This window comes from Mangrovimonas yunxiaonensis, assembly GCF_000733475.1.
GTDB lineage: Bacteria > Bacteroidota > Bacteroidia > Flavobacteriales > Flavobacteriaceae > Mangrovimonas > Mangrovimonas yunxiaonensis.
Map to the genome: position 1 here is coordinate 175,999 of NZ_JPFK01000002.1, position 24,110 is coordinate 200,108.

The window sequence follows — 24,110 nt, forward strand, 5'->3', positions numbered from 1 at the left end:
GCGTTCTGGTTATTTTTTGTTTTTCTCTTCAAGGTGCTCGCCCCCAGGAATGTTCATTTTCTTGGTTAATTTAGAGATTTGGTTTAGGTCGATATCGCCTGTTAAGGAAACAATCACTGTTTCGAAGTTTCGCGTTTTACCGTTGACTTCAATGTTGGTGCCTTCGGTAACTTTAGAAAGGCCATTTACAAACATTAAAAACTCGCTAACATGGTCTTCGTCTTTTCCTTCTTTTATGTAAAATTTCATTTCTACACCATCGTCCTTAACTTCCATTAACTCGCTTAAAGCGCTTTTTCGCGATTTTACCCAGCTTACAACATCTTTAGATATTGCCGCGTTGTCTGTAACAATTGTTTTAAAACTGGTAATGCTATTCACCATATTAAGATATTCTTGCGCTTCTGGATCGTCGGTATTGATATCCATCTTTGCCAACATTTGAAACATTTTTGGTTTAATGGAGACATAGGTTACATCTGGATTTTCGCTGTATTTTGCAAAAATGTCTTGGGCCGAAGCTGTTAAAGGCAACAACATGATGGCCATAATTAAAAGGGCTATTCTATTTTTCATCGTATTTATGTTTATAAAATTCATGGGTTATTTTTTAAAGATTAAACGTGTGGTATTATCCATTTCGTTAAGGTAATCTACCTTAGAGATTCCTTGATTAAAAGCGTTTAGATAATTTACCTTCTTGGCGCCTTTGTTAAAGTTGCTTGAAATCATTTCTAACGATTTTACAACTTCGTTATAGGCCATTTCGGGGTCATCGTAAGTCCCAAGGTCTTCTTGTACAAAAACATTAGACTTAAAGAACACCCCTATTAAAAGAACGGCTACGGCTGCGACAGAAATCCACTTGATGTAAAAAGTATTGTTTCGTTTTGGTGTTAATGGAACGTCTTTGGTAAACTGTTCTTTTTCGTTTGCCGAGAAATATGCGAACATGGCCTTATAACTCTCAAGGTGTGGCGGTACAGTCTCTTGTGAAAAATAGCGTTTTAACTGCTGCTCTTCTTGAAGCGTGGTTGTGCCATTGTCGTATTTTTCCAGCAATTTATTTATCTTATTTAATTCCATAATTATGCGTATTCGTTAATTGTTCCCGTATGGTCTTTCGTGCTCGCGATAGGGCTACCCTAACGGCTGTGTTGTTCATGTTAAGCATTTTGGCAATTTCATCGTAATCGTATTGTTCAATATCCCTTAACTGAACGACCATTTTTTGTTGTTCGGGCAAAGCTTCTATAATTTTTGCCACCCAGTTTACACTATCGTTTGCTTCCAATTCCTTCTGCAAGGAAACTTTGTGGTCTTGGTAATTGCTATGGACAATTTTTAAATTCTGTGCTTGTTTCGATTTTAGCTTGTCCAAGCAAAAATTTTTAGTCATGGTCATCGAAAACGCTTCTACATTGTTGTACTTTGTTATTTTCGACTTGTTGCTCCACAGTTTCAACAGTATTTCCTGGGTGGCATCTTCAGCCTCTTCTGTAGAGACCAAAAGCCGCTTAGCCAAACGAAACACCTTGTCTTTAAATGGCATGACAATATTTAAAAATTCCTTTTGATTCATTTTTTGGTTAGCTAAAACAACATATTAATGCTATTTACTGTTACGACGACCAAGGGGCTTTTTTGTTACAAAAAATTTTCATTCTGTATTAAAGTAAGTATTTTTAAGCCTTAAACAACCCTAGACCCACCATGAAAAATACAAAAGTAGTCTTACTTTTACTTACCCTATCGACTGGTTTCCTTTGTTCCTGCTTTGATGATATGGACGACAACCCTACATCTGCTAAAGACATTAATGATTTTATTTACCGCGGGATGAACATATTTTACCTATACAAATATAACGTTCCGGAGCTTGAGACCAACCTATCGCAAACCGCCAACTACGAAAACTACATAAGCAGTTATGCCACTCCAGAAAGCTTTTTTGAAAGCCTTATTTACCAACGCGAAACCGTTGATAGGTTTAGCTGGCTTGTAAACGATTACATTGCTTTAGAACAACAATTAAGCGGTATAAAAAAAAGTAACGGTCTAGAGTTTAACCTTTATTACGAACCTGGCAGTGCTACCAATATTTTTGCCGTAATTAGGTTGGTCCTAAACAATAGTGAAGCATCGTACTTAGGTCTTGAACGGGGGCAAGTTGTGCATGCCATAAACGGGCAAGAACTTACCATTAACAATTATACTGCGCTTTTTAACCGAGACAGTTACACCCTACATTTTGCCAATTATAATGATAATGGCACCGAAACAATGGATGACGATATTATCTTGCCTAATAACGAAAGTGCAGCACTTACTAAAGTGCCTTATACCGAAAATCCTATACACAAAACAAATATTATTGATGTTAATGGCGAAAGCTTAGGCTATTTAGCCTACAATGGTTTTACTTCCGATTTTAACAACGAGCTTATTAATGTGTTTTCCGAATTTCAAAACAACAACATCCAACATCTGGTTCTGGATTTAAGATACAACCCGGGCGGATCGGTTAATACGGCTGCGCTTTTAGGTAGCATGGTTACTGGGCAATTTAATGGCGATGTGTTTACCAAGTTAAATTACAATGCCAATTTACAAGCCAACAACACAACCTATAACTTTACCAACACCTATAATGGGACAACCTTATCCCCCTTAAACTTAAATAAAGTTTATGTACTAACCTCTAAAAGTTCGGCATCGGCAAGCGAAATGGTTATTAACAGCTTAAAAAGTTATATTAATGTGGTACAGATTGGCAACCATACTACAGGAAAACCACAAGCATCTATTACCCTTTACGATTCGCCTGCCTACACCAACAAAACCGATATCAATCCCAATCATCGTTATGCCATGCAACCACTTGTTGCCCTTACGGTTAATGCAAACGACGAGCAAGTGCCTTCGTCTGGGCTTACACCTAACATTGAAATTACAGAAACCCCAAATAACTATGGCGTTTTAGGCGATGTAAACGAGCCCTTACTGGCAGCTGCTATTGCAGACATTTTAGGAACAGGACGAATGGCCCCCAATACCTTTAAAGTCCAAAAGCCTATTTTAACCCGAATAAACCTCTCTTCTTTTGAAGATATGATGTTTTTAGATCCCGAAAACTTAGAATAAAAAAAAGCCGCTTCTATTTAGAGCGGCTTTTTTATTTTTATGCAATCTTTATTTAGTTGAAATAAATTTTTGAAGCATTTACGCCTACTACAAAGGTATCTACTAAGTTCCCAGAATCTATACTGTACACCAACAAATCTCCTGCCGAGAAAAAGTCTTTGGCATCTGTTACATATATATTTTCATTGCTTACAGCCAAACCATACGTATTTATAGCACCTAAATCTATTACAGCTGCTGTTGGCAATGCCGCAGCCGTTTCTGGCATTTCGTAAACCCCATTATTTAATACATAATAAATGGTTCCGTTATCAAAAGCCATTTGACCTGGGTGTTCACCATTTGCAAATGTTAAAGTCTCCACAACGGTATTGGTCGATACATCGATTTTTGAAATAGAAGCTGCTGTTTCATCTCCGGTCCAAGCCGCTTTTCCTTCACTTAATACAACCAGCTCTCCAGCGCTATTAAAAAACAGCTCGTCTGGCACATCGCCAACGGTTATTGTTGCAACAGCATTGGTAGAAACATCTATAACAGAAACGATGTTGTTATTTCCCCAGCCTCCTTTATGAGACACATAAATTTTACCGTTATTAGCCAAAACGCGTTCTGGTCCTTCCCCAACAGGAATTGTAGTTTCAACAGCATTTGTTGCTAAATTAATAACCGCAATAAAATCATCATTAGCATCGGTACCATCGCCCCAATTGCTTACATACCCTTTACCGTTTGCAAAATCGATATATCTTGGGGTTTGTAAACCGGCTGTTACAGCACCTTCGTTTTCAAAAGTGTAACGGTTAACAACATTAATAATGTTCACGTTATCTGAAACAATGTACCCTTTATCATCATTAAACCCTATAGATTGTAAATACACGCCTGGAGCTTCGCCATTTACATTTTCATAAACGTTATTCTCGGTAACCGAAAAATCGTTCGAAATAAATGATATAGAAGCCGGCCCACCTTCGGCACTTACAATAATACCATTTTCATAGTCGCCTAAAGAAACGACTGGCGGAAGCACATCGTCTTTATCATCGCTACAAGAGGTTGTTATTAAAGCAAACAACAGGCTAAAGGTTAGAAATTTTAATACGTTTTTCATAGTTTAGAAATTAAAGTTTAAATAAAAATTATAATGAATACCAGGCATAAACCTATCGGCCACGCTTTGGTAATCTTCGTTAAAAATATTTTTGGCTTGGACTCCCAAAACAAACTGCTGGGCTTTTCCTAACGCGTATTCTGCACCAAGATTAGAAACTGTATAAGCATCAATCATGTACCTTGGATTGTTGTCGGACAGGGTGAAAACCTCACCCACAAATAAGGCTTGGTAATAAAGCGAGGCGCGTTTATATTGGTAGTTAAACATGGCTGAACCTTTGTGCTTGGGCACATAAATAAGTTGCTTTTTGGTCTCTTGATTTTCTGAAACGGTGTAAGCATAATGCCCGCCAAATGACAACTTGTGCGCGTTTAGATTAACATTAATTTTAAGCTGCGATTCCAAACCATAGGTAACAACATGGTCTGTGTTTATGGGTCGCCACAGGCTTCCTGTTGGTAGCCATCGAATCATATCGGTAATGTCATTATAAAACCCCGTAGCTTTAAACGTAATGTGCTTAAACAATAATTCTTGACCAAACTCTACCTGATAAGCGGTTTCCGGTTTTAAATTGGTGTTGCCACTGCCTTCCCAATACAAATCGTTATACGTAGGGATTCTGAAGTTTTTAGAGCCATTTACATTAACCGTATAATGCTTGCCCAATTTGTATTGAAGCCCCAAACTATACAACAACGGACTTTCGTAATTATTAGTAACCTCTTGCCTTAAAGTGGCTTCGTACAAGAAATTTTTTAATTGTTGTTTAAACAACAAACTAAATCCAGATATGGTTCTATTAGTTTTATTTACACTGGAGCTTTCGCCCTTGGTATGGGTAACATCAACAACGCCTTGTAGTGTGGCATTTTCTAAAAGTTTATACTCTAAATTATACTTTCCTAATAGGGTTTTGGCCTCGCCAAACGTATGTAACTCTTTATTTATATTGGGGAAATACTTATATTTTTCAGTTAAATATGCAAGCTTTAATGTAGAGGTAAACCTTTGGTACAAGCCAAGCCATTCCAACATGGTTCTAGAGTTTACATCTTGATATTTTGTGGGCGTTTCTGTTGGAAATATCAAAGAAAAATGACGTTCGCCATCAAACACATAGCTGTATAGTTTTAGGGAGTTTTTCGAATTGATTTTATACCCCACATTTGCCGCTAGGCTTTGGTTGTAAAAGGCGCCGTTTAAGTTTTCTTTTTCGCTATTTACATACGTATAATCATTATCAGACTGGATTCTGCTTATGGCAACATCAACACTCAACCTATCTGAAGAAAAGCGCGAAGTATAGCCTACATCTACCGTGTTAAAACTGCCGTAATTGGCATACAGGGAATTTTCAAATCCACCATTAAAAGTTAGGTTGTTATTCAAATGAATAGACCCTCCTATGGCTCCGCTCCCATAAAGCACACTACCGCCACCACTACGTACGCTTATATCATTAAAACTTCTAATGTTAATGGTATTAAAATCGGTTTGGCCATTAAATTGCGAATTAATGTTAATACCATTCCAAGTCACTGCTGTTTGCTGCGCCGTTGTTCCTCTAAATGAAGGCGACGACACCATACCCAAACCATTCTCCTTAAAGTAAATTCCGGAATTGTAATTAAGCAAATTGGTTAAAGACGCTGTGCTTCTCGTTACAACACTATCTTTAAGCACATTAACCGATTGGGTGTTCGAAAAGGTTTTTAAATACCTATCTGCCTTTAAAAGCACCTCATCTAATTGCTGCAAAGAGTCTAATGAGGTCTGCGCCCAGGCAGCACAACAAAAACACCAGAAAAAACCGATAAATAAACCTTGTTTCATAAGCTAAGAAGCCTTTTACCCGAAAGCTTTACTATTTTTAGTTTTGAACTTTGGTAGGTCTCCTGACTTGCATTTTGCTGTTTTACCTTCCCAGTTTTCACCAGTGGTTTTATTGAAGTAGACAGCAACTCTTTTTAAAGAGACACCCTATTAAATTGGGCAATATGCTTACAGTTGCGGGTACAGTTCCAGACTGAAGATTAACTATTCGTGACATTAGATAAAATCTGCAATCACCTATCTTTTCACTGGATTCCCTTTTAATCGATATTAACAATAATACCGAACCAAAATTTCGTTGCAAAATTAAACATTTTACATCAGGTATTCCCCATAAGTTTAAATAATATTACTTTTGAATGAAAATTAATGCTGTTTTGAAAAAACTCCTTCTTCTCATTTTACTTCTTGGCCTTGTTTCCTGCAAGGACCACTCAAAAGAATCTGATGTTATTAAACAGCCAATGGCTGTTTCAGAATTTAAATACGCCAAAGGCTTTTCAATTAGCCAGCACGAAACCTTTAAGGTGCTCAACATAAAGCATCCCTGGCCAAAATCTGAAAAAACCTATAAATACGCTTTGGTTCCAAAAGAAAATCTGGCAAGCCTTACCCTAGACAAAACAGCTTTCGACGGCATTATTGCAACGCCTATTAAACGCATTGTAGTCACTTCTACCACCCACATTCCCGCTTTAGAGCTTTTAGAAGAAACCCAAAGTTTGGTAGGGTTTCCTGGTACCGATTACGTATCTTCCAAAAAAGTTCGTGAGTTAATCGACAAGGCCATGATTCGTGAATTAGGGAAAAACGAAGGTATTAACACCGAAGTTCTCTTAGAGCTAAAGCCCGAAGTGGTTATTGGCTTTGGCATAGACGGCAACAACCGTACCTTTGAAAACATTCAAAAATCGGGCATCCCAGTAATTTATAATGGCGATTGGGTTGAAAACTCACCACTGGCAAAAGCCGAATGGATTAAACTATTTGGTGCACTTTATAATAAAAGCCAACAAGCCGATTCGGTTTTCAACAAAATTGAAAGCGCTTACTTAAGTGTCAAACAACTGGCCGCAAAACTTGACCACAAACCAACGGTTTTAAGTGGTGCGCTAGAAAAAGATGTTTGGTATTTGCCTAGCAGCACCAGCCCAGAAGCCCAACTGCTTAAAGATGCCAACGCAAACTATTTATGGCAAGACGTTACAGGAAAAGGCAGCTTAGCCCTTAGTTTTGAAGCCGTATACACCAAAGCTAAAGATGCTGATTTGTGGCTAAGCCCTTCGTACCACAACTCTTTGGAAGCCTTAAAAAAGGCCAATGAACACTACACTCAATTTAAGCCGTATAAAAATAAAACCATCTATTCTTTTGTTAATACAACGGGAAAAACCGGGGGCGTTACCTACTACGAAGAAGGTACGGCCAGACCCGATTTGGTCCTAAAAGATTTGGTTAAAATTTGCCACCCAAATGTGTTACCAGAATACGAACCCTACTTTTTTAAACCGTTAAAATAGTAACCGTTGTCAGATCAAAAAAAATACAAACTACCGTTTATTGTTTTAGTCGCTACACTAATTGTCTGCTTTTTTGGCAACATTAGCTTGGGGTCGGTATCTATTCCCGTTAGCGAAATTGCAAAAAGCCTTACGGGATTTTCAGACAACTATATTGTACTTCATTACCGCTTACCCAAAGCGTTTACAGCCATTTTAGTGGGGTCTGGACTGGGCATTTCCGGGCTTTTAATGCAAACCCTATTTAGAAATCCGCTTGCCGGTCCTTTTGTATTAGGTATAAGCTCTGGTGCAAGTTTGGGTGTAGCCATTTTAATTCTTGGTGCCGGCATTTCAGGGAGCGCCTTAGCTGCATTATTAATCTCGAAATGGAGCTTGGTTCTGGCCGCAAGTATTGGAAGTTTTTTGGTATTATTGGCTGTTTTGGTCGTTTCTACCAAGGTAAGGGATACGATGGCCATTCTAATTATCGGACTCATGTTTGGTAGTATTACCTCTGCAGTGGTAAGTGTATTGTCCTACTTTAGTTCGGCACAAAAACTACAACAGTACATATTTTGGGGCTTTGGGAGCTTAGGAAACCTGTCTTGGAACGAATTGTTCATTTTTACCTTAATTTATGCTTTCGGTCTTGTCTTGAGTATCGCCTCTATAAAAGCCTTAAACACCCTTTTATTGGGTGAAAATTATGCTAAAAGCCTTGGGCTAAACATCTCGCAAAGCAGGTTTATTATTATTATTGCCACCAGTTTATTAGCAGGTACCATTACGGCCTTTGCCGGCCCCATTGCGTTTATTGGATTGGCCATTCCGCATATGGTAAGACAACTATTTATAACCTCTAACCATAAAATATTATTGCCCGCTGTTTTTTTAATGGGCGCTATTGTTATGCTTATTTGTGATAGTATTGCGCAATTGCCTACAAGCGACTACACCTTACCCATAAATGCTATAACCTCATTAATTGGTGCGCCCGTGGTAATTTGGCTGTTGGTACGTAAACGTAAAATGCTATTTTAAATGAGAGGAAAAATCAAGAAACAAGACTGTCATGCCGCAATCGATGTGGAGTTTATTAGATACTGAATTAAATCCAGCACGGCAAAACAACGTAATTATTAAGTGACAAAAACAGCACAACATACCGTTCTAAAAACCGAAAACCTAACCATAGGTTATGCGCTTAAAAAGCAACAAACCGTGATTGCTTCCAACATAAACATAACCTTAAAACAAGGCGAATTAATTGGTTTGGTTGGCGCCAATGGTATTGGTAAGTCTACGTTGTTGCGCACGCTAACCAAAGTACAACAACCTTTAAACGGCGCTGTTGTTATTAATGGTGTTTCTCTTGCCGAAACGAGCTATTTAGAACTTTCCAAAAGTTTGAGTGTGGTATTAACCGAGCAACCGGCATCTAAAAACTTAACGGTTTTTGAGCTTGTTGCTTTAGGCAGACAACCTTATACCAACTGGGTTGGCAACCTCTCTAATAACGATATATCGATTGTAGAAAAAGCGTTATTACAAACTAACATTCAACCATTAAAAAACAAAAAATGTTACGAGCTAAGCGATGGCCAACTTCAAAAGGTTATGATTGCACGAGCTTTGGCTCAAGACACCAACCTAATCATTCTAGACGAGCCTACCACGCATTTAGACATGTACCATAAAGCGTACATTTTAAAATTGCTTAAAAAGCTTTCAAAAGAAACAGGCAAAACCATTCTGTTTTCTTCGCATGAAATAAATTTAGCCATTCAATTGTGTGACAAAATGATTGTGATGAGCCATTCGCAAGTGATTTCTAACACGCCTTGCAATTTGATTTCAAAAGGTGTTTTTAATGAATTGTTTCCTGAAGACATGATTGCTTTTGATGAGAAAACAGGCAGTTTTAGAGTGAAGCAGTAATTAATTTATTCTTCCTCTGATGAAGAATGCGGGATTGTAGTAGGAAATGGTTGGTCTTCCATAAAACATTCACTAGGCAGAAACTGCTCACTGAATTTCATTTGAAAACTGTTAAACCATTTTACTTTATAAAGTGTTTCTGATGCTATCTTTCTTTTATTACCATTAGAATAAAAGGCATTCTCAATAGATTGTTTTTTAATACCAGTTAAAACAAAATCTGGAGTAGCATAATTAACGACATATTGAATTAATTTTTTTTCTGACTTTTTAATCTTACCTTTTTTCTCACTCTCTGTAATTCTTGTTGAAGTTCTCTTTTTAAATATTTCAAATTTTTTAGTTTTAAAATAAACTATTTTAGAATAATTATACTTTGGAATTTTATATTTTTCTGCTTCTTTAATTAAGCTTTCATAAGAACCAGACTCTTCTGTATCACCTTTCTTTGCTATAAAAATAGATTTAAAATTTTCTAGCATACTTTCATAAACATAGACCTCTTTAAACTGACTTTTGTTATCATCAAAAAAAACACATTTGTATTTTATACGTTCTGCAATTTTATAGCCTGTAGTCTCATCGACCACTTGTTTCTTTTTAGTTTCAAACTCAATCTCTGTAATAACCATGAAAGGAGGCACCAATTTACCATCTCCTTTAATATAATAATCATATAATAATGGGTGAGATTTAAACGTAACTATTTCACCTAATTTAAATTTATTTTTTAGCATTCTAAATATTTTATAATTAAATAAATATATATATTTAGCTCAAAGTAAGGAAGTTCTTTAGTTAAAAGGAATAAAACATTTGTTGAACTACTGTATTAACCTTTTGGTTAATCACTTAATCCAACCTTTTTAAAGGGACAATAAATACGGAGATTAAGTATAGAGTATTTCTGGTCAATTTGTTACATAAATCATTAGAAATTATTTTCTGTATTATTAATACTACCTCAATAATTCTAATGAAGACCTTGATGAACCCAAAGCTTTGGGATACATCAAAGGCTTCTAAAGCTGAATTGATTATTACTATAATTAATGCTATCATAATATATGTTATTTATTATTAGACGTATAAATGCAGCGTGAGTCGAGAATTCGGCTAATGGTTCAATCTTCTTTAAGATGTAAGTTCTATTCTGTTATAAACACGCGCGAGAACTTCTCTTACTTTTTTATGTGATTATGAAACAAGAAAAAGATTGGTTTAAGGATAGAGGTTATTTACATTTTACAAATAGAACACCGATTTCTAAAAGAAAGTCTATTTTTAAGTATATAACTAGTAAACAAAAAGTTACTTCGCATTCATTTTCACCTCTTATTTTTAAAGAAATAAAGCAAAGACGTTATAAAATTTCTGATTTCAATGGTATTTCAAAAAGATCTCATAAAAAAGTAAAAAATGGAAAAGTAGTTTCTAACAAAAAGGTTAGAGAAATTTTATATGCTAGTCATATTGATGCTCATATTTTTACTTACTACACACAAAAAATAATAGCACCAAGCTACGAAACCTACTTAAAACAGAAACCTTTGCTCTCTGAATGTGTCACTGCATACAGGCAAATAAGAACTGACTGCGGAAAAAGTTTTAAAAATAATATTCATTTTGCTAAAGATGTTTTTAATGAAGTTAAAACTAGAAATGATTGCGTAGCTTTAGTTTTAGATATAGAAAACTTTTTCCCTAGTCTAAATCACAAAAAATTAAAATTAGCATGGGCAAATATTCTTGGTCATAAAACTCTTCCTAAAGATCATTACAATTTATTTAAAGCAACTACTCGTTTTTCTTATGTTAGGTTAAATGATCTTAAAAATAAAAATGGTCACTTTGACGAAAAACTAATTGCTTCTAATAGAAAAAAAGGAAAAGTATCTTTTTTTGAAAATCTTAAAGAATTAATTGAAAGTGATGTAATCATCCATAAAAATCAGAAAAAAGATAAAAAAGGTGTTTTAAAAGGAATCCCTCAAGGGCTACCTATTAGTGCTTTGTTAGCAAATATTTATATGTTAGAGTTTGATGAAGCAATAATAAACAAGCTGTGTAATGAAAATAATGTCTTTTATAGAAGATACTCTGACGACATAATCATTTTGTGTAAAAAAGAAGAAATTAATAAAGTCGAGAATGTAATACTAAATGAAATTAAAAATGTTAAACTTAAAATTTCAATAGAGAAAACCGAAAAAATCCTATTCAAAAGAGACAGTAATAAGCTGCAATCTTTCAAAATAAATAAAGATGGTAGTCTTAAAAAAAATATACCTCTCAACTATTTAGGATTTGAATTTTATGGTTACCAAACACTCATTAAGTCTAAAAATTTGGCAAAGTTTTATAGAGCTATGAAACAAACCATAAAACGAAAGCACAAAAGAGTTGAATCAATAAAAAAGAATACTTTATTGGATGAGGCTCCAATATTTAAAAGAAAAATTTATCGTTTATATTCTTTTAAAGGTGTTAAAACTCGTAAAATAAAGACTAGAAAAGTAGAGTTTATTAATGGAAAACAAAATTCTAAAACTTTTGATAGAAAATTTAGAGGAAACTACTTAAGGTATGTATACAAAGCTTCTGAAGAACTCAACGCTCCTGAAATAAAAAGACAATTGAAAAATCATTGGAAAATTCTTCAAAAAAACATTTTAAAATATGATTTTTCAAATGTTAAAGAAAAATAATTGCCTTTATTATTATTAAATTTACATAATTTCAATAAATAACTTATGAATGACAGCCTAATTCTTATCATTGCCATTCTCTTATCGGGTGTTATTGGCGGTTACCTCGGTATGGTAATCACCAAACTTAAAAGCAAAAGCGAGCAAAGCACCCTAGAGGAGCGCCAGCTTCAGCTAAACAATACAATTAACAACCTAAAGGAATCCTTGAATAAAACCGACCAAGATCGTGAAGCCATACGCAAGGAAAAAGAATTTTTAAACGCCGAGTTAGCACGTAAAAATACCGCGTTTGAAAACCTACAACAACAAAACCTTAAGCGCGACGAAGAACTGGTTAAGCAGCAAGAGCAACTCCGTAAGGATTTTGAGTTGATGGCCAGTAAGATTTTAGATGAGAAAAGTGAAAAATTCACCATTCAGAATAAAGAAAACATCAAACAAATTCTGAATCCTTTACAGGAAAAAATTCAAACGTTTGAAAAAAAGGTTGAAGATTCTCAAAAGGAAAGCATCAGCATGCATTCGGCTTTAAAAGAGCAGTTGTTGGGCCTAAAAGACCTCAACCAACAAATGACCAAAGAAGCCAATAACCTTACTAAAGCCTTAAAGGGTGACAGTAAAATGCAAGGTAACTGGGGCGAATTGGTACTGGAACGTGTTTTGGAGAAATCTGGGCTGGAAAAAGACCGCGAGTATTTTGTACAGCAAAACTTTACCAGAGAAGACGGCTCCCGTATTATGCCCGATGTTGTATTGCATTTACCCGATGGCAAACGCATGATTATAGATAGCAAGGTATCGTTAACCGATTACGAACGCTACGCCAATGCAGAGGACGATCAGCGCCCCATACACCTAAAAGCCCATTTAAACTCAATAAAAAAGCATATCGAGCAGCTTTCAGCTAAAAAATATGAAGACATCTACGATATGGAATCGCCAGATTTTGTGCTCATGTTTATCCCTATAGAACCCGCTTTTGCCATCGCCCTAAACGAAGACAACAGCCTATACAACAAAGCGTTCGAAAAAAACATTGTTATTGTTACCCCCGCCACCCTACTGGCTACCCTACGAACCGTAGATACCATGTGGAACAACGAAAAACAACAGCGCAATGCCTTGGAAATTGCCAAGCAAGCCGGAGCGCTTTATGATAAATTTGAGGGCTTGGTGACCGATTTAACAGGTGTTGGCAAAAAAATTGACGCAGCAAAAAGCGATTACGCACTCGCCATGAACAAATTGGTAGAGGGCAAAGGCAACCTTATTGGCCGTGTGCAAAAACTTAAGGATATGGGAGCCAAAGCCAAAAAATCGCTACCCGAAGCCATTTTAAAACGTGCTGTTAACAACGACAACGACGAAGACCTTTAATTCACCACTATTTATGAAGTATCTTGTTAGATTTTTAATTCTTGTAATCATCGTTTTTTTAGGCTATTTATCCTTTCTATATTTTGCCTCTTATAGCGAAGGGGTTCGCGCCGGCCGCTTAGTAAAATTTAGCCATAAAGGTATGCTATTTAAAACCTGGGAGGGCGAGATAAGCCAAGGCGTGTCCGATGCCCAAGTGTTTACCTTTTCGGTAGAAGACAAGGAACAACAAGTTATTGAAGACCTTACCAACCTGCAAGGTAAATTTGTAAAACTGCATTATTTCGAGCGTTTTAGTACCCTGTTCTGGCTTGGCGATACCAAATATTTTATTACCAAGGTTGAAGAAGATACCACTACCTACCAATACACAAGATAATGACACACCCATTTAAAACTGTCGATGCCTCTAGGGTTTCTATATCGCAACTCATGCAGCCCTCCCACTCTAACTTTGGCGGGAAAATTCACGGGGGCTATATTTTAAGCCTAATGGACCAAATTGCATTTGCTTGCGCCTCCAAACATTCTGAAGCTTATTGTGTAACCGCCTCGGTAGATACGGTAGATTTTCTAAACCCTATTGAAATTGGCGAACTCGTTACCATGAAAGCCTCTGTAAACCATGTTGGCCGAACCTCGATGGTCGTGGGCATTCGTGTTGAGTCTGAAAACATTCAAACTGGAGCCATTAAGCACTGTAATTCGTCTTATTTTACCATGGTTGCCAAAGACAATACCGGTAATCCCGTTGCAGTACCTGGCTTAATCTTAAATGATAAAACAGAGGTGAAACGTTTTTTAAAAGCTCTTAAACGTAAAGAAACCAAACAAAATAGACTACAGGAATTTAACAGCACCTCCTTTTCGCTAGACGCTTATATTGAAGTCCTTAAAGGGTACAACATCAAAATAGATTTGCCAGACCATTATCAATAAAAACATGCTTTAAAAAAGGCATAAGCTTGTTTATTCCTTGAAAAAGGCATATATTTACTTATTCCATAAATAAGGCATGTTATGACAAGTGTAATAACCGGAGACATTATAAACTCTACCACACACGACCCCAAAGTATGGCTAGCGCCTTTAAAGCAGGCCCTACAAACCATTTCGGGACATTCTAGGTATTGGGAAATTTATAGGGGCGATAGCTTTCAAGTAGAAATACAAGATCCGCTTGAGGCTTTTATTGGGGCTGTATATATTAAAGCGTGTATAAAAACCGTTAAAGGGCTAGATGTAAGACTCGCTATCGGGATAGGCTCTAAAACATTTGAAGGCCAAACCGTTACCGAATCTAACGGAAGTGCTTTCCAGGCCTCAGGAAGCGTATTCGAACAACTTAAAAAAGAGAAAATTAACCTTAAAATAAGCGGTGTTGGCAATTCGTATATAGATGATGAAATTAACCTTATCCTAAAACTAATAAGCATTCCTATGGACCATTGGTCTGCCAATTCTGCCGAAATTGTAAAGTTACATTTAGAGAACAAGAATAAAATACAGAAAGAAATTGCCCGTTTAATTGGCATAAGTCAAGACGCTGTTAGCAAACGCATGAAACGGGCATACCTTGACGAGGTTTTAGAAGTCAATAAAATGTACCAAAAAAAGATAAGCCAAAGCCATTAAACCCATGATACTCTTAACACAGTTAATTTTAGCCCACTTAATTGGCGATTTCTTACTACAACCCAAAAAATGGGTTAAAGAGAAAGAAAAAAGAACGTTAAGGTCGCCTAAGTTTTATGTCCACATAGCCATTCATTTGGGACTTCTTTTTTTAATTACCTGGAACATGGCTCTTGCGCCATTTTTAGTTGCAATAGGCATTTCCCACGGACTTATAGACGCCGCAAAGCTCCTGCTTCAAAAACAAAAAAACAAAAGATTTTGGTTCTTTCTCGACCAATTCCTTCATCTTATAGTAATTTTAGGCGCATGGTATATAGCTACCAAACCCGAGGCCTTTTTATCACAGAATTTTAACCTCGCCAATGGGTTAGCCATAGTAACTGCTGTTATTTTCCTAACCAAACCAACCTCTATTATCATGCAAGTTATTTTTAGCAAGTGGCAATTAAAAAAACTAACTGCAGGGAACGAGTCTTTAAAAGATGCCGGAAAATATATTGGTATCCTAGAGCGTTTGCTAGTATTTGCATTTATTATAACAGACCACTGGGAAGCCGTAGGCTTTCTTATTACTGCCAAATCGGTTTTTAGGTTTGGTGACTTACAGGAAAGCAAACAACGAAAACTTACCGAATATGTTTTAATTGGCACCTTAATTAGCTTTGGGATAGCTATTGTTACTGGCTTGCTTTACAATTCGTTAAAAGTTTAGCTGTAAAATAAGAAGATACTAAAAACAAAAAAGCGCTTATTAAGCGCTTTTTTCTTTATTGAGGATGTTAAAATTACTTGCTCAAATACATTTTACGTCTTGCATAAAGATCGTAAAATTCATCATCTTTTAAACTTTCTATAAACAAGATACTTTCTCCAGTACTCTTCATTTCTGGTCCTAATTGTTTATTAACATTTGGGAATTTATTAAAAGAGAATACAGGTTGCTTAATAGCGTAACCATCTAAATGAGGTTTAAAATCAAAGTCGGTTACTTTTTTATCTCCTAGCATCACTTTTGTAGCGTAATTTACATAAGGCTCGCCATAGGCTTTTGCAATAAACGGTACTGTTCTAGAAGCTCTTGGGTTGGCTTCTATAATATAAACTTTGTCGTCTTTCACAGCAAACTGAATGTTAATAAGACCTACGGTATTTAATGCTAAGGCAATTTTTTTGGTATGATCTTTTATTTGCTCCATAACCAAATCACCCAAATTAAATGGTGGCAAGGTTGCGTTACTATCGCCCGAGTGAATACCACAAGGCTCGATATGCTCCATTATTCCTATAATGTATACATTTTCTCCATCGCAAATGGCATCGGCCTCGGCCTCTATGGCGCCATCTAGATAATGGTCTAGTAACAACTTGTTGTTTGGAATTTTACGAAGCAAGTCTACCACATGCTCTTCTAGCTCTTGTTTGTTGATAACAATTTTCATCCCTTGTCCGCCTAATACATAAGATGGTCTTACCAGAATAGGGAAATCTAGCGTATCTGCCACTTTTAAAGCTTCCTCGGCAGACTCTGCTGTATCGAATTTTGGGTATGGTATGTTATTTTCTTTTAATAGGCTTGAAAAGCTTCCGCGGTCTTCGGCCAGATCTAACGATTGGTAGCTGGTGCCCAATATTTTTATGCCGTAGCGATCTAGCTTTTCGGCAAGTTTTAGAGCCGTTTGCCCCCCTAACTGAACAATAACCCCTTCTGGGTTTTCATGTTTTATAATGTCGTATATATGCTCCCAAAATACAGGCTCGAAATACAATTTATCGGCCGTATCGAAATCGGTTGAAACCGTTTCTGGATTACAGTTAATCATTATGGTTTCGTAACCGCATTCTGAGGCGGCCAAAATACCGTGCACACAACAGTAATCAAACTCTATACCTTGACCTATACGGTTTGGTCCAGAGCCCAGTACAATAATTTTTTTCTTATCGCTTACCGCACTTTCATTGTCTACAAAACGTTCGCCGTTTGAGGCTTCTACTTGATTTTCAAAGGTCGAGTAATAGTATGGCGTTTGGGCTTTAAACTCGGCAGCACAAGTATCTACCAGCTTATAAACACGCTTTATACCCAACGTTTCACGTTTGTTGTATACTTGGCTTTCCAAACAATCCAACATGTGGGCAATTTGGCGGTCTCCATAGCCTTTTTGCTTGGCTTCTAAAAGCAGCTCTTTGTCTATGGTATCGATTGTATATGTTGAAATTTCTTTTTCAATAGCATAAAGTTCTTCATATTGTTTTAAGAACCACATGTCTATTTTGGTAATGTCGTGAATACGGCTTAACGGAATTCCCATCTGGATGGCATCGTAAATAACAAACACCCGATCCCAACTAGCATATTTAAGCTTTTCTATAATCTGGTCGTAATTTTTATAGCCTTTTCCGTCTGCCCCTAGGCCATTACGTTTTATTTCTAACGACTGTGTGGCTTTGTGAATAGCCTCTTGAAACGAGCGACCAATTCCCATAACCTCGCCTACCGATTTCATTTGAAGCCCTAGAGTTCTATCACTACCCTCAAACTTATCGAAGTTCCAACGTGGTATTTTTACAATAACGTAATCTAAGGTTGGCTCGAACAAGGCCGATGTAGACCCTGTAATTTGGTTGCTCAATTCGTCTAAGGTATACCCAATGGCTAATTTAGACGCAATTTTTGCAATAGGATACCCCGATGCTTTACTGGCTAAAGCAGAAGATCGCGATACACGTGGATTAATTTCTATGGCAATAATCTCTTCTTTGTCGTCTGGGCTAACAGCAAACTGTACGTTACATCCTCCGGCAAAATCGCCTATGCTACGCATCATATGAATGGCCATATCACGCATTCTCTGGAAGGTTCTGTCGCTTAGGGTCATGGCTGGTGCTACCGTAATAGAGTCTCCGGTGTGTATGCCCATAGGATCCATATTCTCTATGGTACAAATAATAACAACATTATCGTTTTTGTCGCGCAACAGCTCCAGTTCGTATTCTTTCCAGCCCAATAAGGCTTTATCGATCATAACCTCGTGAATGGGCGAAATTTCCAATCCGCGGGTTAGAAGTTCATCAAAATCTTCTTCTTTATGTACAAAAGAAGCTCCAGCGCCACCAAGTGTAAACGAGGCTCTAATAACTAATGGAAATCCAAATTCCTGTGCAATTTCCTTCCCTTTTAAGTAAGAGGTTGCAGTGGCCTGCGGTGCCATTGGAATGCCTATCTTTAACATGAGCTCGCGGAATTTCTCGCGGTCTTCGGTAATGTTAATCGCATCGATATCTACACCAATAATGTCAACACCAAAGTCTTCCCATATGCCTTTTTCATCGGCTTCTATACATAGGTTTAAGGCTGTTTGCCCACCCATGGTTGGTAAAACGGCGTCTATTTGCGGATGGTCTTTTAAAATCTTAACAAGCGATTTTGTTGTTAACGGCAACAAATATACATGGTCGGCCATAGAGGGGTCGGTCATGATGGTTGCAGGGTTAGAATTGATTAAAATGGTTTCTATTCCATCTTCACGTAACGATCTTAACGCTTGAGTTCCAGAGTAATCAAATTCACAAGCCTGGCCGATAATAATTGGACCAGAACCAATAATCAATATAGATTTTAAGTTTGAATTTTTTGGCATAATCTTATTTTGTAGGATATTGCAAAATTAGTTAAAACGAGATATAAAAAAAGGCGCTACCATAGTAACACCTTTAAATATATTAACAATTGTTAATTCATTTATTTTTTATGTCTTAATTCAGAAGATACAGATAATTTTTTTCTGCCTTTAGCTCTTCTACGAGCAAGTACTTTTCTACCATTAGCAGTAGCCATTCTCTCTCTAAAGCCGTGCTTGTTTCTTCTTTTTCTTTTTGATGGTTGAAACGTTCTTTTCATTTCTTTATATCTTTAACTTCTTGATTAATTCGTATTTTTACAATCTCGAGGTTTTACTCCCTAAAACCGAGGCGCAAATATACAAAGCCTTTTTTATTTGACAAACCTTTATTTTAAAAATTTTTTTCAATAAAAATTTAGTTTCTTTGTAGCCCAAATATACAACCAATACGGAAATTCGTTTTACAACGGTTAATTTCCATCTAAAATCTAAACGAAATAACGATTATGTACAATAAGGTTTTTAAATTAATTATCGCTGGTTTAATCCTTGCTTTTGCTGTTTATCAATTTACTGAAGGTTTTATAGGAAACGGCATTATGCTTATTTTATTGGCAGCTGTTTTTGTGTTTTTATATTTTAAGAATGAATTTATTCTTTTGGCTTTTCTTAGGCTGAGAAAGCAGGATTTTGAGGGCGCCAAAAAATGGTTAAACAAAATTAAAAATCCAGAAGCTGCATTAATAAAAAAACAACAGGGGTATTACAACTATTTGCATGGCATCATGGTGTCTCAAGACAATATGGCCGAAGCCGAAAAATATTTCAAAAAAGCCATTTCCCTTGGCCTATCTATGGACCATGATTTGGCTATGGCTAAATTAAACCTTGCAGGTATTGCTTTAACCAAAAGACGAAAAAGAGAAGCACAAACCCTTCTTGCCGAAGCCCAAAAATTAGACAAGCACGGCATGTTAAACGATCAAATTAAAATGATGAAGGAGAACATGAAACGCGCACAAATGCCTAACCAACATTTTGGTGGGCACAGACAACAAAGACCTGGCAAAAGAAGATAAGCTACAATAGCGGTGCCCAAAGCCTACAGAAAGACTCTTGAAGCTTAATGTAGCCCGGGCGTTGCTGCCAGCTATTAAGTTCTAATTTCTCGCAAGCTTCCAAATCTTTTAAAAACTGTTGCTTTAAACGGGCGCCTACCTCATTATTGTAAATCAAGGCGTTGATTTCAAAGTTGATATTAAAACTTCTGTAATCCATATTAGCCGTCCCTACGGTGCAAAACACATCATCAATAACAACGGTTTTGGCGTGTACAAATCCTTTGGTATAGCGGTAAACCTCTACTCCTGCCTCGAGCAAGGGCCCTAAAAACGAATTTGTGGCATGTTCTGCAGTCCATGAATCGGACTTTTGGGGCACAATTATTTTTACTTCTACCCCACTCTTATCGGCAATTTGTATGGCGGTAATTATTTCGTCGTTAGGAATAAAATACGGCGTTGTAATGTACACATACTTGTCGGCGGTGGTTATAGCAAGTATTAAAACCTCCATAATATTGGCCCAATCGGTATCTGGGCCGCTTCCTGCTATCTGGACTGCCACATCTTTTTTGCAAGTTATTTCTGGAAAATAGCTACTGGTAATGCTTAAGGAAGCTCCCGAAACAAAATCCCAGGTGGTTAAAAAATGTATTTGAAGTTGCTTTACAGCTTCGCCCACCAGCCTTATATGGGTATCGCGCCAATATTGTTGGGCATCATCATAGTTCACGTATTTATCGGAAATGTTTATCCCTCCTACATAGCCTATCTCGCCATCAACAACAACTATTTTTCTGTGGTTGCGGTAGTTCATTTTTCCTGAAAACCGCGGAAAAAGTACAGGCATAAACGGAAAAAATGCAACCCCACTTTGCTTTAATCTTTTTCGGGCTGCTCGCGATATTTTACTACCAACATCGTCAAAAATTAATCTAACCTTTACACCTGCCTCGGCTTTCTCGCACAAAACATCTATCACCTTGGTGCCTATGTTATCGTCTTTTATAATGTAATACTCTAAATGAATATGATGCTTGGCCGCTTTTAAATCTTTTAGCAACTGCTTAAATTTCATGTTGCCATCAATTAAAAGCGTGACATCGTTCTCTAAGGTTAGTGGCGACTTATCGCTATTGTGAAGCAGTCTAACCAGTTTTATTTTTTCGTTTAGCTTTTTGCTAACATCAGCCAGTTCGCGCTTATTAAGAACCTGCTCTTCCTGAACCCTTTTAACAACCGATTTGTTGAGGATTCGTTTGCGGTTAAAGATTTTATTTTTTCTGTACTCTTGCCCAAAAAAGTAATAGATAAGCAATCCAAAAAACGGAAAAAACACTAGCACAATAATATATGATAGTGTTTTTGAAGGATTAATATTTTTAAAAAGGATAACGATAGCGGCCGAAATGGCCAACATATAGTTTACCCCAATTAAAATGTTCCAAAAATGGCTTTTTACAAATTCAAGCATGTTTTAATCTGTATAAATACCGTCCTTGGGGATGTCGATAAAATATTGTTTTCTTGATTTGTTATTTAAATGCTTATCCCTTAACCACGGGTTGTGTATTTTTAAAATTTTATAGTTAATACCAAACTTCTCTGCAAAACTTGTAAAGTCGGTAACCGCAGTATCTACCGCAACCTTATACGTTGGCACATTCTTGTAAAGGTCCTTGTCTCTAAAGTTAAAGCCGTATTTGTTAGGGTGGTTTAAAATTTCTTTTAAAGCTAAAATTCTAAACACATAGCGGCCGGTTTCCTCTCCCAATAACAAATCGTAATATGCTGTTACATTTTGTCGCTCCAGCTCTTTAGTTATGCCATAATTGCCTGCGTTGTATGCCGCAGCAGCAAGGGTCCATGAACCTAAACGTGCTTTCGATTTTTTAAGGTATTCGCAAGCAGCCTCTGTAGCCATTTCTAGGTGGTAGCGCTCGTCTACATTATCGTTAACCTCTAAACCATATTCACGTCCTGTTTCTTTCATAATTTGCCAAAAACCACGTGCCCCTGCAGGAGAAACGGCGTTGGTTAACCCACTCTCTATTACCGCTAGGTATTTAAAATCGTCTGGCACACCGTGCTTTGCTAGAATGGGCTCTATAACAGGAAAATACTTTTGGGCGCGTTTAAACATTAACAATCCATTAGACTGCCAATAGGTGTTTACCAACAACTCCCTATCCATACGCTCGTAAATATCGGGGTTGTTTAAAGGCACTGGTTCGCCAGCAAACTCGAGATTATCTGGCACTTGAAGTGCATAAACATTGTAATCGTTCACTAATTTCTTTTCAAAATTCTCATCGGTAGGAGCATCTTGAAATGCATTTATAAAAAGTCCTCCCACTAAGGCTAGCCCTAAAAGTGCCAACATGTTTTTAATCATTTTCATAACCCAATTTTGTTTTTATAAATTTAATAAAAAGCGTTTATATTTTCTTCTAAGTTTCTCCTAAAATTAGTTTAGGCAGATGCTCATTAAACCATTTATGCCTGTTAATGATCATAATGTGTGTGCCACCATCTATGGTTATACAATTCTTTATATGATAATACGGAAACACCCGATCTTTATTGCCATGAATATGAATTACATCTTTTAAGGGAGTTTCTCTATCCCAACAAACCACTTGCTTAATGGCCCATCGCATGTAATGCGCATCGTTTACCGATAAATATTTCTTGTACAATTCCACACGCTTTGTTGCGGTTTTTCCAAAGGCAAATCGCGCTAAATAGTCTATATCTTGAAATGCCCTAGCCGGGATTAACTTATACGCCCTAGTGTATTTAACCAGTTTTAAGCGTTTTGGAAGCTCGTACTTGGTTTTAACTGTCGATATAGCGATTACTTTCTTGGCTCCAACATACTTTTGCATTTCTTGCACCAAAATCCCTCCAAACGAAACCCCCACGAGCACAACTTGATTGTGTTTTATTTTTTGCGACATGCGCTTAGCATAAGCCTCTAGGGTTTCTTTTTCGAAAGGTATTTCCCACTCTAGTTCATGCGCTATAAACTGCGATTCGGGTAATTTTATGTACTCGAAAATTTTGGGGTTGGCCGCCATTCCCGGCATAAAATAAACATGTACAAGCTTGGTATTCATAGGAGATAAACCGTTAAACAGCTTCGTTTTAACAATATTTTTTTGTAAATTTGCGTTACAAAACTATTGAAAATAGTACTTACTCCTAAATATTCCTTGTTAATAAATTTTTTATTATGATTAATGCCGCTGATCTTGTAGATAATGACTTTTTACGCCAGTTTGAATTAAAAGTCGACGACCATTTAGCCAAAATTGAATACTCGCTCCAAGAACGAAAAATATTTTTAACAAAACTCGTTATCCCCGAAGAGATTAATTCTACTAAATTTCAAAGTGATTTTATAACTGTTGTATTTGGCCATATCGAAGAACGCAATTTAAGTGTTGTTCCTACAAGCCCAGAAATCGCAAAATTCATACGAAAAAACAAACGTTACAAAAGCATGCTTCCTGTTGGGGTAAGAATTTAACCACTGAAAAAAACACTATTCTTCACTCCGCCTTTTGGTGTAGATTTTTGTTAGGTGCCTTGTTTCCAACACATGGTCATCATCATCTTCATCTGAAGCATATACCGCTACAGCATCTTCAAATACAGCAATTAAAACACCGTTATCCAACACCAACTCCCTAGCATCTGAATATACAATAACTCCGTTGTTAAACTCGAAAGAGGTTGCTAGTCCTACATGCCCCTCATCGTCGCAAGAAGCGTTAATGCTGTAATTTTCTTCGTCATCTTTTGTAATGCTATATTCTGGATTGTAAACATTGTTAAACGATAAAACCCCTGTGTTTTCTATTAGCAAAACTTCGTGGTTGTCGCATGCCAGTTCAGCAATTAGGTTTTCATTGTAGGCGCCATCTCCATCAGCATCAAACCCAATCCCTACAGACCACGAGTGCAGCTCCCATTCGCCATAAATAGCATCTGTTTTCGCTAGAACAACATCATCTTTGTCTTCACAACTAAAAACAAACCCCAAGGCCAAACAAGCCACCCCGTACAATACATTTTTCATGTTAAGAAATTAGCTTATAAAGCTACAAAACCCCTTAAAGTTTTTAATAAAATATAGATTAACGGCTTAAATATTGGATGAA

The 24,110-nt window shown here is 36.8% G+C and carries 24 protein-coding genes and 1 riboswitch; of the genes, 12 read left to right on the forward strand and 12 right to left on the reverse strand.

Going from position 1 to position 24,110, the window contains the following annotated elements; genetic code table 11:
* Nucleotides 1-9: 9 nt before the first annotated feature.
* The 3 genes from IA57_RS00855 to IA57_RS00865 are packed head-to-tail and all read right to left on the reverse strand — an operon-like array spanning nt 10 to nt 1,582.
* Nucleotides 10-576 carry a DUF4252 domain-containing protein gene (locus tag IA57_RS00855; protein ID WP_036117983.1) on the reverse strand — a complete coding sequence of 189 codons (567 nt, stop codon included), beginning with the start codon at nt 574-576 and terminating at the stop codon, nt 10-12.
* Between the two features lie 27 nt (nt 577-603).
* The gene (locus tag IA57_RS00860; protein ID WP_036117988.1) at nt 604-1,086 is read right to left on the reverse strand and encodes a hypothetical protein; all 483 of its coding nucleotides are present in this window, start codon (nt 1,084-1,086) and stop codon (nt 604-606) included.
* Entirely contained in the window at nt 1,073-1,582 is a 510-nt protein-coding gene (locus IA57_RS00865) for an RNA polymerase sigma factor (RefSeq protein ID WP_036117990.1), read from the reverse strand. The genes IA57_RS00860 and IA57_RS00865 overlap by 14 nt, the downstream gene beginning before the upstream one ends.
* A 131-nt stretch (nt 1,583-1,713) precedes the next feature.
* On the opposite strand from IA57_RS00865, the gene IA57_RS00870 reads away from it, so the two are divergent.
* A complete protein-coding gene (locus tag IA57_RS00870; RefSeq protein WP_036117994.1) occupies nt 1,714-3,144 on the forward strand; it encodes a S41 family peptidase in 1,431 nt (476 codons plus the stop codon).
* A gap of 52 nt (nt 3,145-3,196) precedes the next feature.
* Here the strand turns inward: IA57_RS00870 and IA57_RS12805 are convergent, their stop codons facing one another.
* Nucleotides 3,197-4,258, reverse strand: a complete 1,062-nt coding sequence (locus IA57_RS12805) for a YncE family protein (RefSeq protein WP_036117998.1) — start codon at nt 4,256-4,258, stop codon at nt 3,197-3,199.
* A 3-nt stretch (nt 4,259-4,261) separates the two neighbouring features.
* Entirely contained in the window at nt 4,262-6,097 is a 1,836-nt protein-coding gene (locus tag IA57_RS00880; protein WP_036118001.1) for a TonB-dependent receptor plug domain-containing protein, read from the reverse strand.
* Nucleotides 6,098-6,132: 35 nt separating this feature from the next.
* A riboswitch (cobalamin riboswitch) is annotated at nt 6,133-6,404 on the reverse strand.
* Between the two features lie 70 nt (nt 6,405-6,474).
* Here IA57_RS00880 and IA57_RS00885 point away from each other — a divergent pair.
* The 3 genes from IA57_RS00885 (at nt 6,475) to IA57_RS00895 (ending at nt 9,537) form a co-directional block, all read left to right on the forward strand.
* Nucleotides 6,475-7,617 carry an ABC transporter substrate-binding protein gene (locus IA57_RS00885; RefSeq protein WP_036118688.1) on the forward strand — a complete coding sequence of 381 codons (1,143 nt, stop codon included), beginning with the start codon at nt 6,475-6,477 and terminating at the stop codon, nt 7,615-7,617.
* Between the two features lie 6 nt (nt 7,618-7,623).
* Nucleotides 7,624-8,640 (forward strand): FecCD family ABC transporter permease, encoded by a 1,017-nt coding sequence (locus IA57_RS00890; protein ID WP_036118003.1) that lies wholly within the window; start codon nt 7,624-7,626, stop codon nt 8,638-8,640.
* A gap of 102 nt (nt 8,641-8,742) precedes the next feature.
* Nucleotides 8,743-9,537: an ABC transporter ATP-binding protein gene (locus IA57_RS00895; protein WP_036118006.1), complete on the forward strand. Its 795-nt coding sequence runs from the start codon at nt 8,743-8,745 to the stop codon at nt 9,535-9,537.
* A 5-nt stretch (nt 9,538-9,542) separates the two neighbouring features.
* Here IA57_RS00895 and IA57_RS00900 read toward each other — a convergent pair whose 3' ends face one another.
* A complete protein-coding gene (locus IA57_RS00900) occupies nt 9,543-10,274 on the reverse strand; it encodes a hypothetical protein (protein WP_036118009.1) in 732 nt (243 codons plus the stop codon).
* A gap of 462 nt (nt 10,275-10,736) precedes the next feature.
* On the opposite strand from IA57_RS00900, the gene IA57_RS00905 reads away from it, so the two are divergent.
* The 6 genes from IA57_RS00905 (at nt 10,737) to IA57_RS00930 (ending at nt 15,975) form a co-directional block, all read left to right on the forward strand.
* Nucleotides 10,737-12,245, forward strand: coding sequence for a reverse transcriptase domain-containing protein (locus tag IA57_RS00905; RefSeq protein ID WP_036118012.1), 1,509 nt, complete (start codon nt 10,737-10,739; stop codon nt 12,243-12,245).
* A 45-nt stretch (nt 12,246-12,290) separates the two neighbouring features.
* Nucleotides 12,291-13,625: a DNA recombination protein RmuC gene (locus IA57_RS00910; RefSeq protein ID WP_036118015.1), complete on the forward strand. Its 1,335-nt coding sequence runs from the start codon at nt 12,291-12,293 to the stop codon at nt 13,623-13,625.
* A 13-nt stretch (nt 13,626-13,638) separates the two neighbouring features.
* On the forward strand, nt 13,639-14,004 hold the full coding sequence (locus tag IA57_RS00915) for a hypothetical protein (RefSeq protein WP_036118018.1): 366 nt from the start codon (nt 13,639-13,641) through the stop codon (nt 14,002-14,004).
* Nucleotides 14,004-14,564, forward strand: a complete 561-nt coding sequence (locus tag IA57_RS00920; RefSeq protein ID WP_036118021.1) for an acyl-CoA thioesterase — start codon at nt 14,004-14,006, stop codon at nt 14,562-14,564. The genes IA57_RS00915 and IA57_RS00920 overlap by 1 nt, the downstream gene beginning before the upstream one ends.
* Before the next feature lie 81 nt (nt 14,565-14,645).
* Nucleotides 14,646-15,260, forward strand: coding sequence for a MarR family transcriptional regulator (locus IA57_RS00925; protein WP_036118024.1), 615 nt, complete (start codon nt 14,646-14,648; stop codon nt 15,258-15,260).
* A gap of 4 nt (nt 15,261-15,264) precedes the next feature.
* Nucleotides 15,265-15,975 (forward strand): DUF3307 domain-containing protein, encoded by a 711-nt coding sequence (locus IA57_RS00930; RefSeq protein ID WP_036118028.1) that lies wholly within the window; start codon nt 15,265-15,267, stop codon nt 15,973-15,975.
* 73 nt (nt 15,976-16,048) lie between these two features.
* Here IA57_RS00930 and carB read toward each other — a convergent pair whose 3' ends face one another.
* On the reverse strand, nt 16,049-18,901 hold the full coding sequence (carB, locus tag IA57_RS00935; RefSeq protein WP_036118030.1) for a carbamoyl-phosphate synthase large subunit: 2,853 nt from the start codon (nt 18,899-18,901) through the stop codon (nt 16,049-16,051).
* 101 nt (nt 18,902-19,002) lie between these two features.
* Nucleotides 19,003-19,161 (reverse strand): 50S ribosomal protein L34, encoded by a 159-nt coding sequence (rpmH, locus tag IA57_RS12440; RefSeq protein WP_084176696.1) that lies wholly within the window; start codon nt 19,159-19,161, stop codon nt 19,003-19,005.
* A gap of 228 nt (nt 19,162-19,389) precedes the next feature.
* On the opposite strand from rpmH, the gene IA57_RS00940 reads away from it, so the two are divergent.
* A complete protein-coding gene (locus IA57_RS00940) occupies nt 19,390-19,962 on the forward strand; it encodes a hypothetical protein (RefSeq protein WP_036118032.1) in 573 nt (190 codons plus the stop codon).
* A 1-nt stretch (nt 19,963) separates the two neighbouring features.
* Here the strand turns inward: IA57_RS00940 and cls are convergent, their stop codons facing one another.
* The 3 genes from cls to IA57_RS00955 are packed head-to-tail and all read right to left on the reverse strand — an operon-like array spanning nt 19,964 to nt 23,063.
* Nucleotides 19,964-21,418: a cardiolipin synthase gene (gene cls, locus IA57_RS00945; RefSeq protein ID WP_036118035.1), complete on the reverse strand. Its 1,455-nt coding sequence runs from the start codon at nt 21,416-21,418 to the stop codon at nt 19,964-19,966.
* A gap of 3 nt (nt 21,419-21,421) precedes the next feature.
* Nucleotides 21,422-22,345 carry a lytic transglycosylase domain-containing protein gene (locus IA57_RS00950; RefSeq protein WP_036118038.1) on the reverse strand — a complete coding sequence of 308 codons (924 nt, stop codon included), beginning with the start codon at nt 22,343-22,345 and terminating at the stop codon, nt 21,422-21,424.
* Between the two features lie 49 nt (nt 22,346-22,394).
* The gene (locus tag IA57_RS00955) at nt 22,395-23,063 is read right to left on the reverse strand and encodes an alpha/beta hydrolase (RefSeq protein ID WP_036118041.1); all 669 of its coding nucleotides are present in this window, start codon (nt 23,061-23,063) and stop codon (nt 22,395-22,397) included.
* A gap of 116 nt (nt 23,064-23,179) precedes the next feature.
* On the opposite strand from IA57_RS00955, the gene IA57_RS00960 reads away from it, so the two are divergent.
* Nucleotides 23,180-23,476 (forward strand): N-acetyltransferase, encoded by a 297-nt coding sequence (locus IA57_RS00960; protein WP_188358234.1) that lies wholly within the window; start codon nt 23,180-23,182, stop codon nt 23,474-23,476.
* 15 nt (nt 23,477-23,491) lie between these two features.
* On the opposite strand, the gene IA57_RS00965 is transcribed toward IA57_RS00960, so the two are convergent.
* Nucleotides 23,492-24,028, reverse strand: coding sequence for a hypothetical protein (locus IA57_RS00965; protein ID WP_036118044.1), 537 nt, complete (start codon nt 24,026-24,028; stop codon nt 23,492-23,494).
* Nucleotides 24,029-24,110 lie beyond the last annotated feature (82 nt).

Bases quoted from the DNA above. Each gene is read 5' to 3' on its own strand.
- IA57_RS00855 (WP_036117983.1), bottom strand. From the start codon at position 576: ATGAAAAATAGAATAGCCCTTTTAATTATGGCCATCATGTTGTTGCCT.
- IA57_RS00860 (WP_036117988.1), bottom strand. From the start codon at position 1,086: ATGGAATTAAATAAGATAAATAAATTGCTGGAAAAATACGACAATGGC.
- IA57_RS00865 (WP_036117990.1), bottom strand. From the start codon at position 1,582: ATGAATCAAAAGGAATTTTTAAATATTGTCATGCCATTTAAAGACAAG.
- IA57_RS00870 (WP_036117994.1), top strand. From the start codon at position 1,714: ATGAAAAATACAAAAGTAGTCTTACTTTTACTTACCCTATCGACTGGT.
- IA57_RS12805 (WP_036117998.1), bottom strand. From the start codon at position 4,258: ATGAAAAACGTATTAAAATTTCTAACCTTTAGCCTGTTGTTTGCTTTA.
- IA57_RS00880 (WP_036118001.1), bottom strand. From the start codon at position 6,097: ATGAAACAAGGTTTATTTATCGGTTTTTTCTGGTGTTTTTGTTGTGCT.
- IA57_RS00900 (WP_036118009.1), bottom strand. From the start codon at position 10,274: ATGCTAAAAAATAAATTTAAATTAGGTGAAATAGTTACGTTTAAATCT.
- IA57_RS00905 (WP_036118012.1), top strand. From the start codon at position 10,737: ATGAAACAAGAAAAAGATTGGTTTAAGGATAGAGGTTATTTACATTTT.
- IA57_RS00910 (WP_036118015.1), top strand. From the start codon at position 12,291: ATGAATGACAGCCTAATTCTTATCATTGCCATTCTCTTATCGGGTGTT.
- IA57_RS00915 (WP_036118018.1), top strand. From the start codon at position 13,639: ATGAAGTATCTTGTTAGATTTTTAATTCTTGTAATCATCGTTTTTTTA.
- IA57_RS00920 (WP_036118021.1), top strand. From the start codon at position 14,004: ATGACACACCCATTTAAAACTGTCGATGCCTCTAGGGTTTCTATATCG.
- IA57_RS00925 (WP_036118024.1), top strand. From the start codon at position 14,646: ATGACAAGTGTAATAACCGGAGACATTATAAACTCTACCACACACGAC.
- IA57_RS00930 (WP_036118028.1), top strand. From the start codon at position 15,265: ATGATACTCTTAACACAGTTAATTTTAGCCCACTTAATTGGCGATTTC.
- carB (WP_036118030.1), bottom strand. From the start codon at position 18,901: ATGCCAAAAAATTCAAACTTAAAATCTATATTGATTATTGGTTCTGGT.
- rpmH (WP_084176696.1), bottom strand. From the start codon at position 19,161: ATGAAAAGAACGTTTCAACCATCAAAAAGAAAAAGAAGAAACAAGCAC.
- IA57_RS00940 (WP_036118032.1), top strand. From the start codon at position 19,390: ATGTACAATAAGGTTTTTAAATTAATTATCGCTGGTTTAATCCTTGCT.
- cls (WP_036118035.1), bottom strand. From the start codon at position 21,418: ATGCTTGAATTTGTAAAAAGCCATTTTTGGAACATTTTAATTGGGGTA.
- IA57_RS00950 (WP_036118038.1), bottom strand. From the start codon at position 22,345: ATGAAAATGATTAAAAACATGTTGGCACTTTTAGGGCTAGCCTTAGTG.
- IA57_RS00955 (WP_036118041.1), bottom strand. From the start codon at position 23,063: ATGAATACCAAGCTTGTACATGTTTATTTTATGCCGGGAATGGCGGCC.
- IA57_RS00960 (WP_188358234.1), top strand. From the start codon at position 23,180: ATGATTAATGCCGCTGATCTTGTAGATAATGACTTTTTACGCCAGTTT.
- IA57_RS00965 (WP_036118044.1), bottom strand. From the start codon at position 24,028: ATGAAAAATGTATTGTACGGGGTGGCTTGTTTGGCCTTGGGGTTTGTT.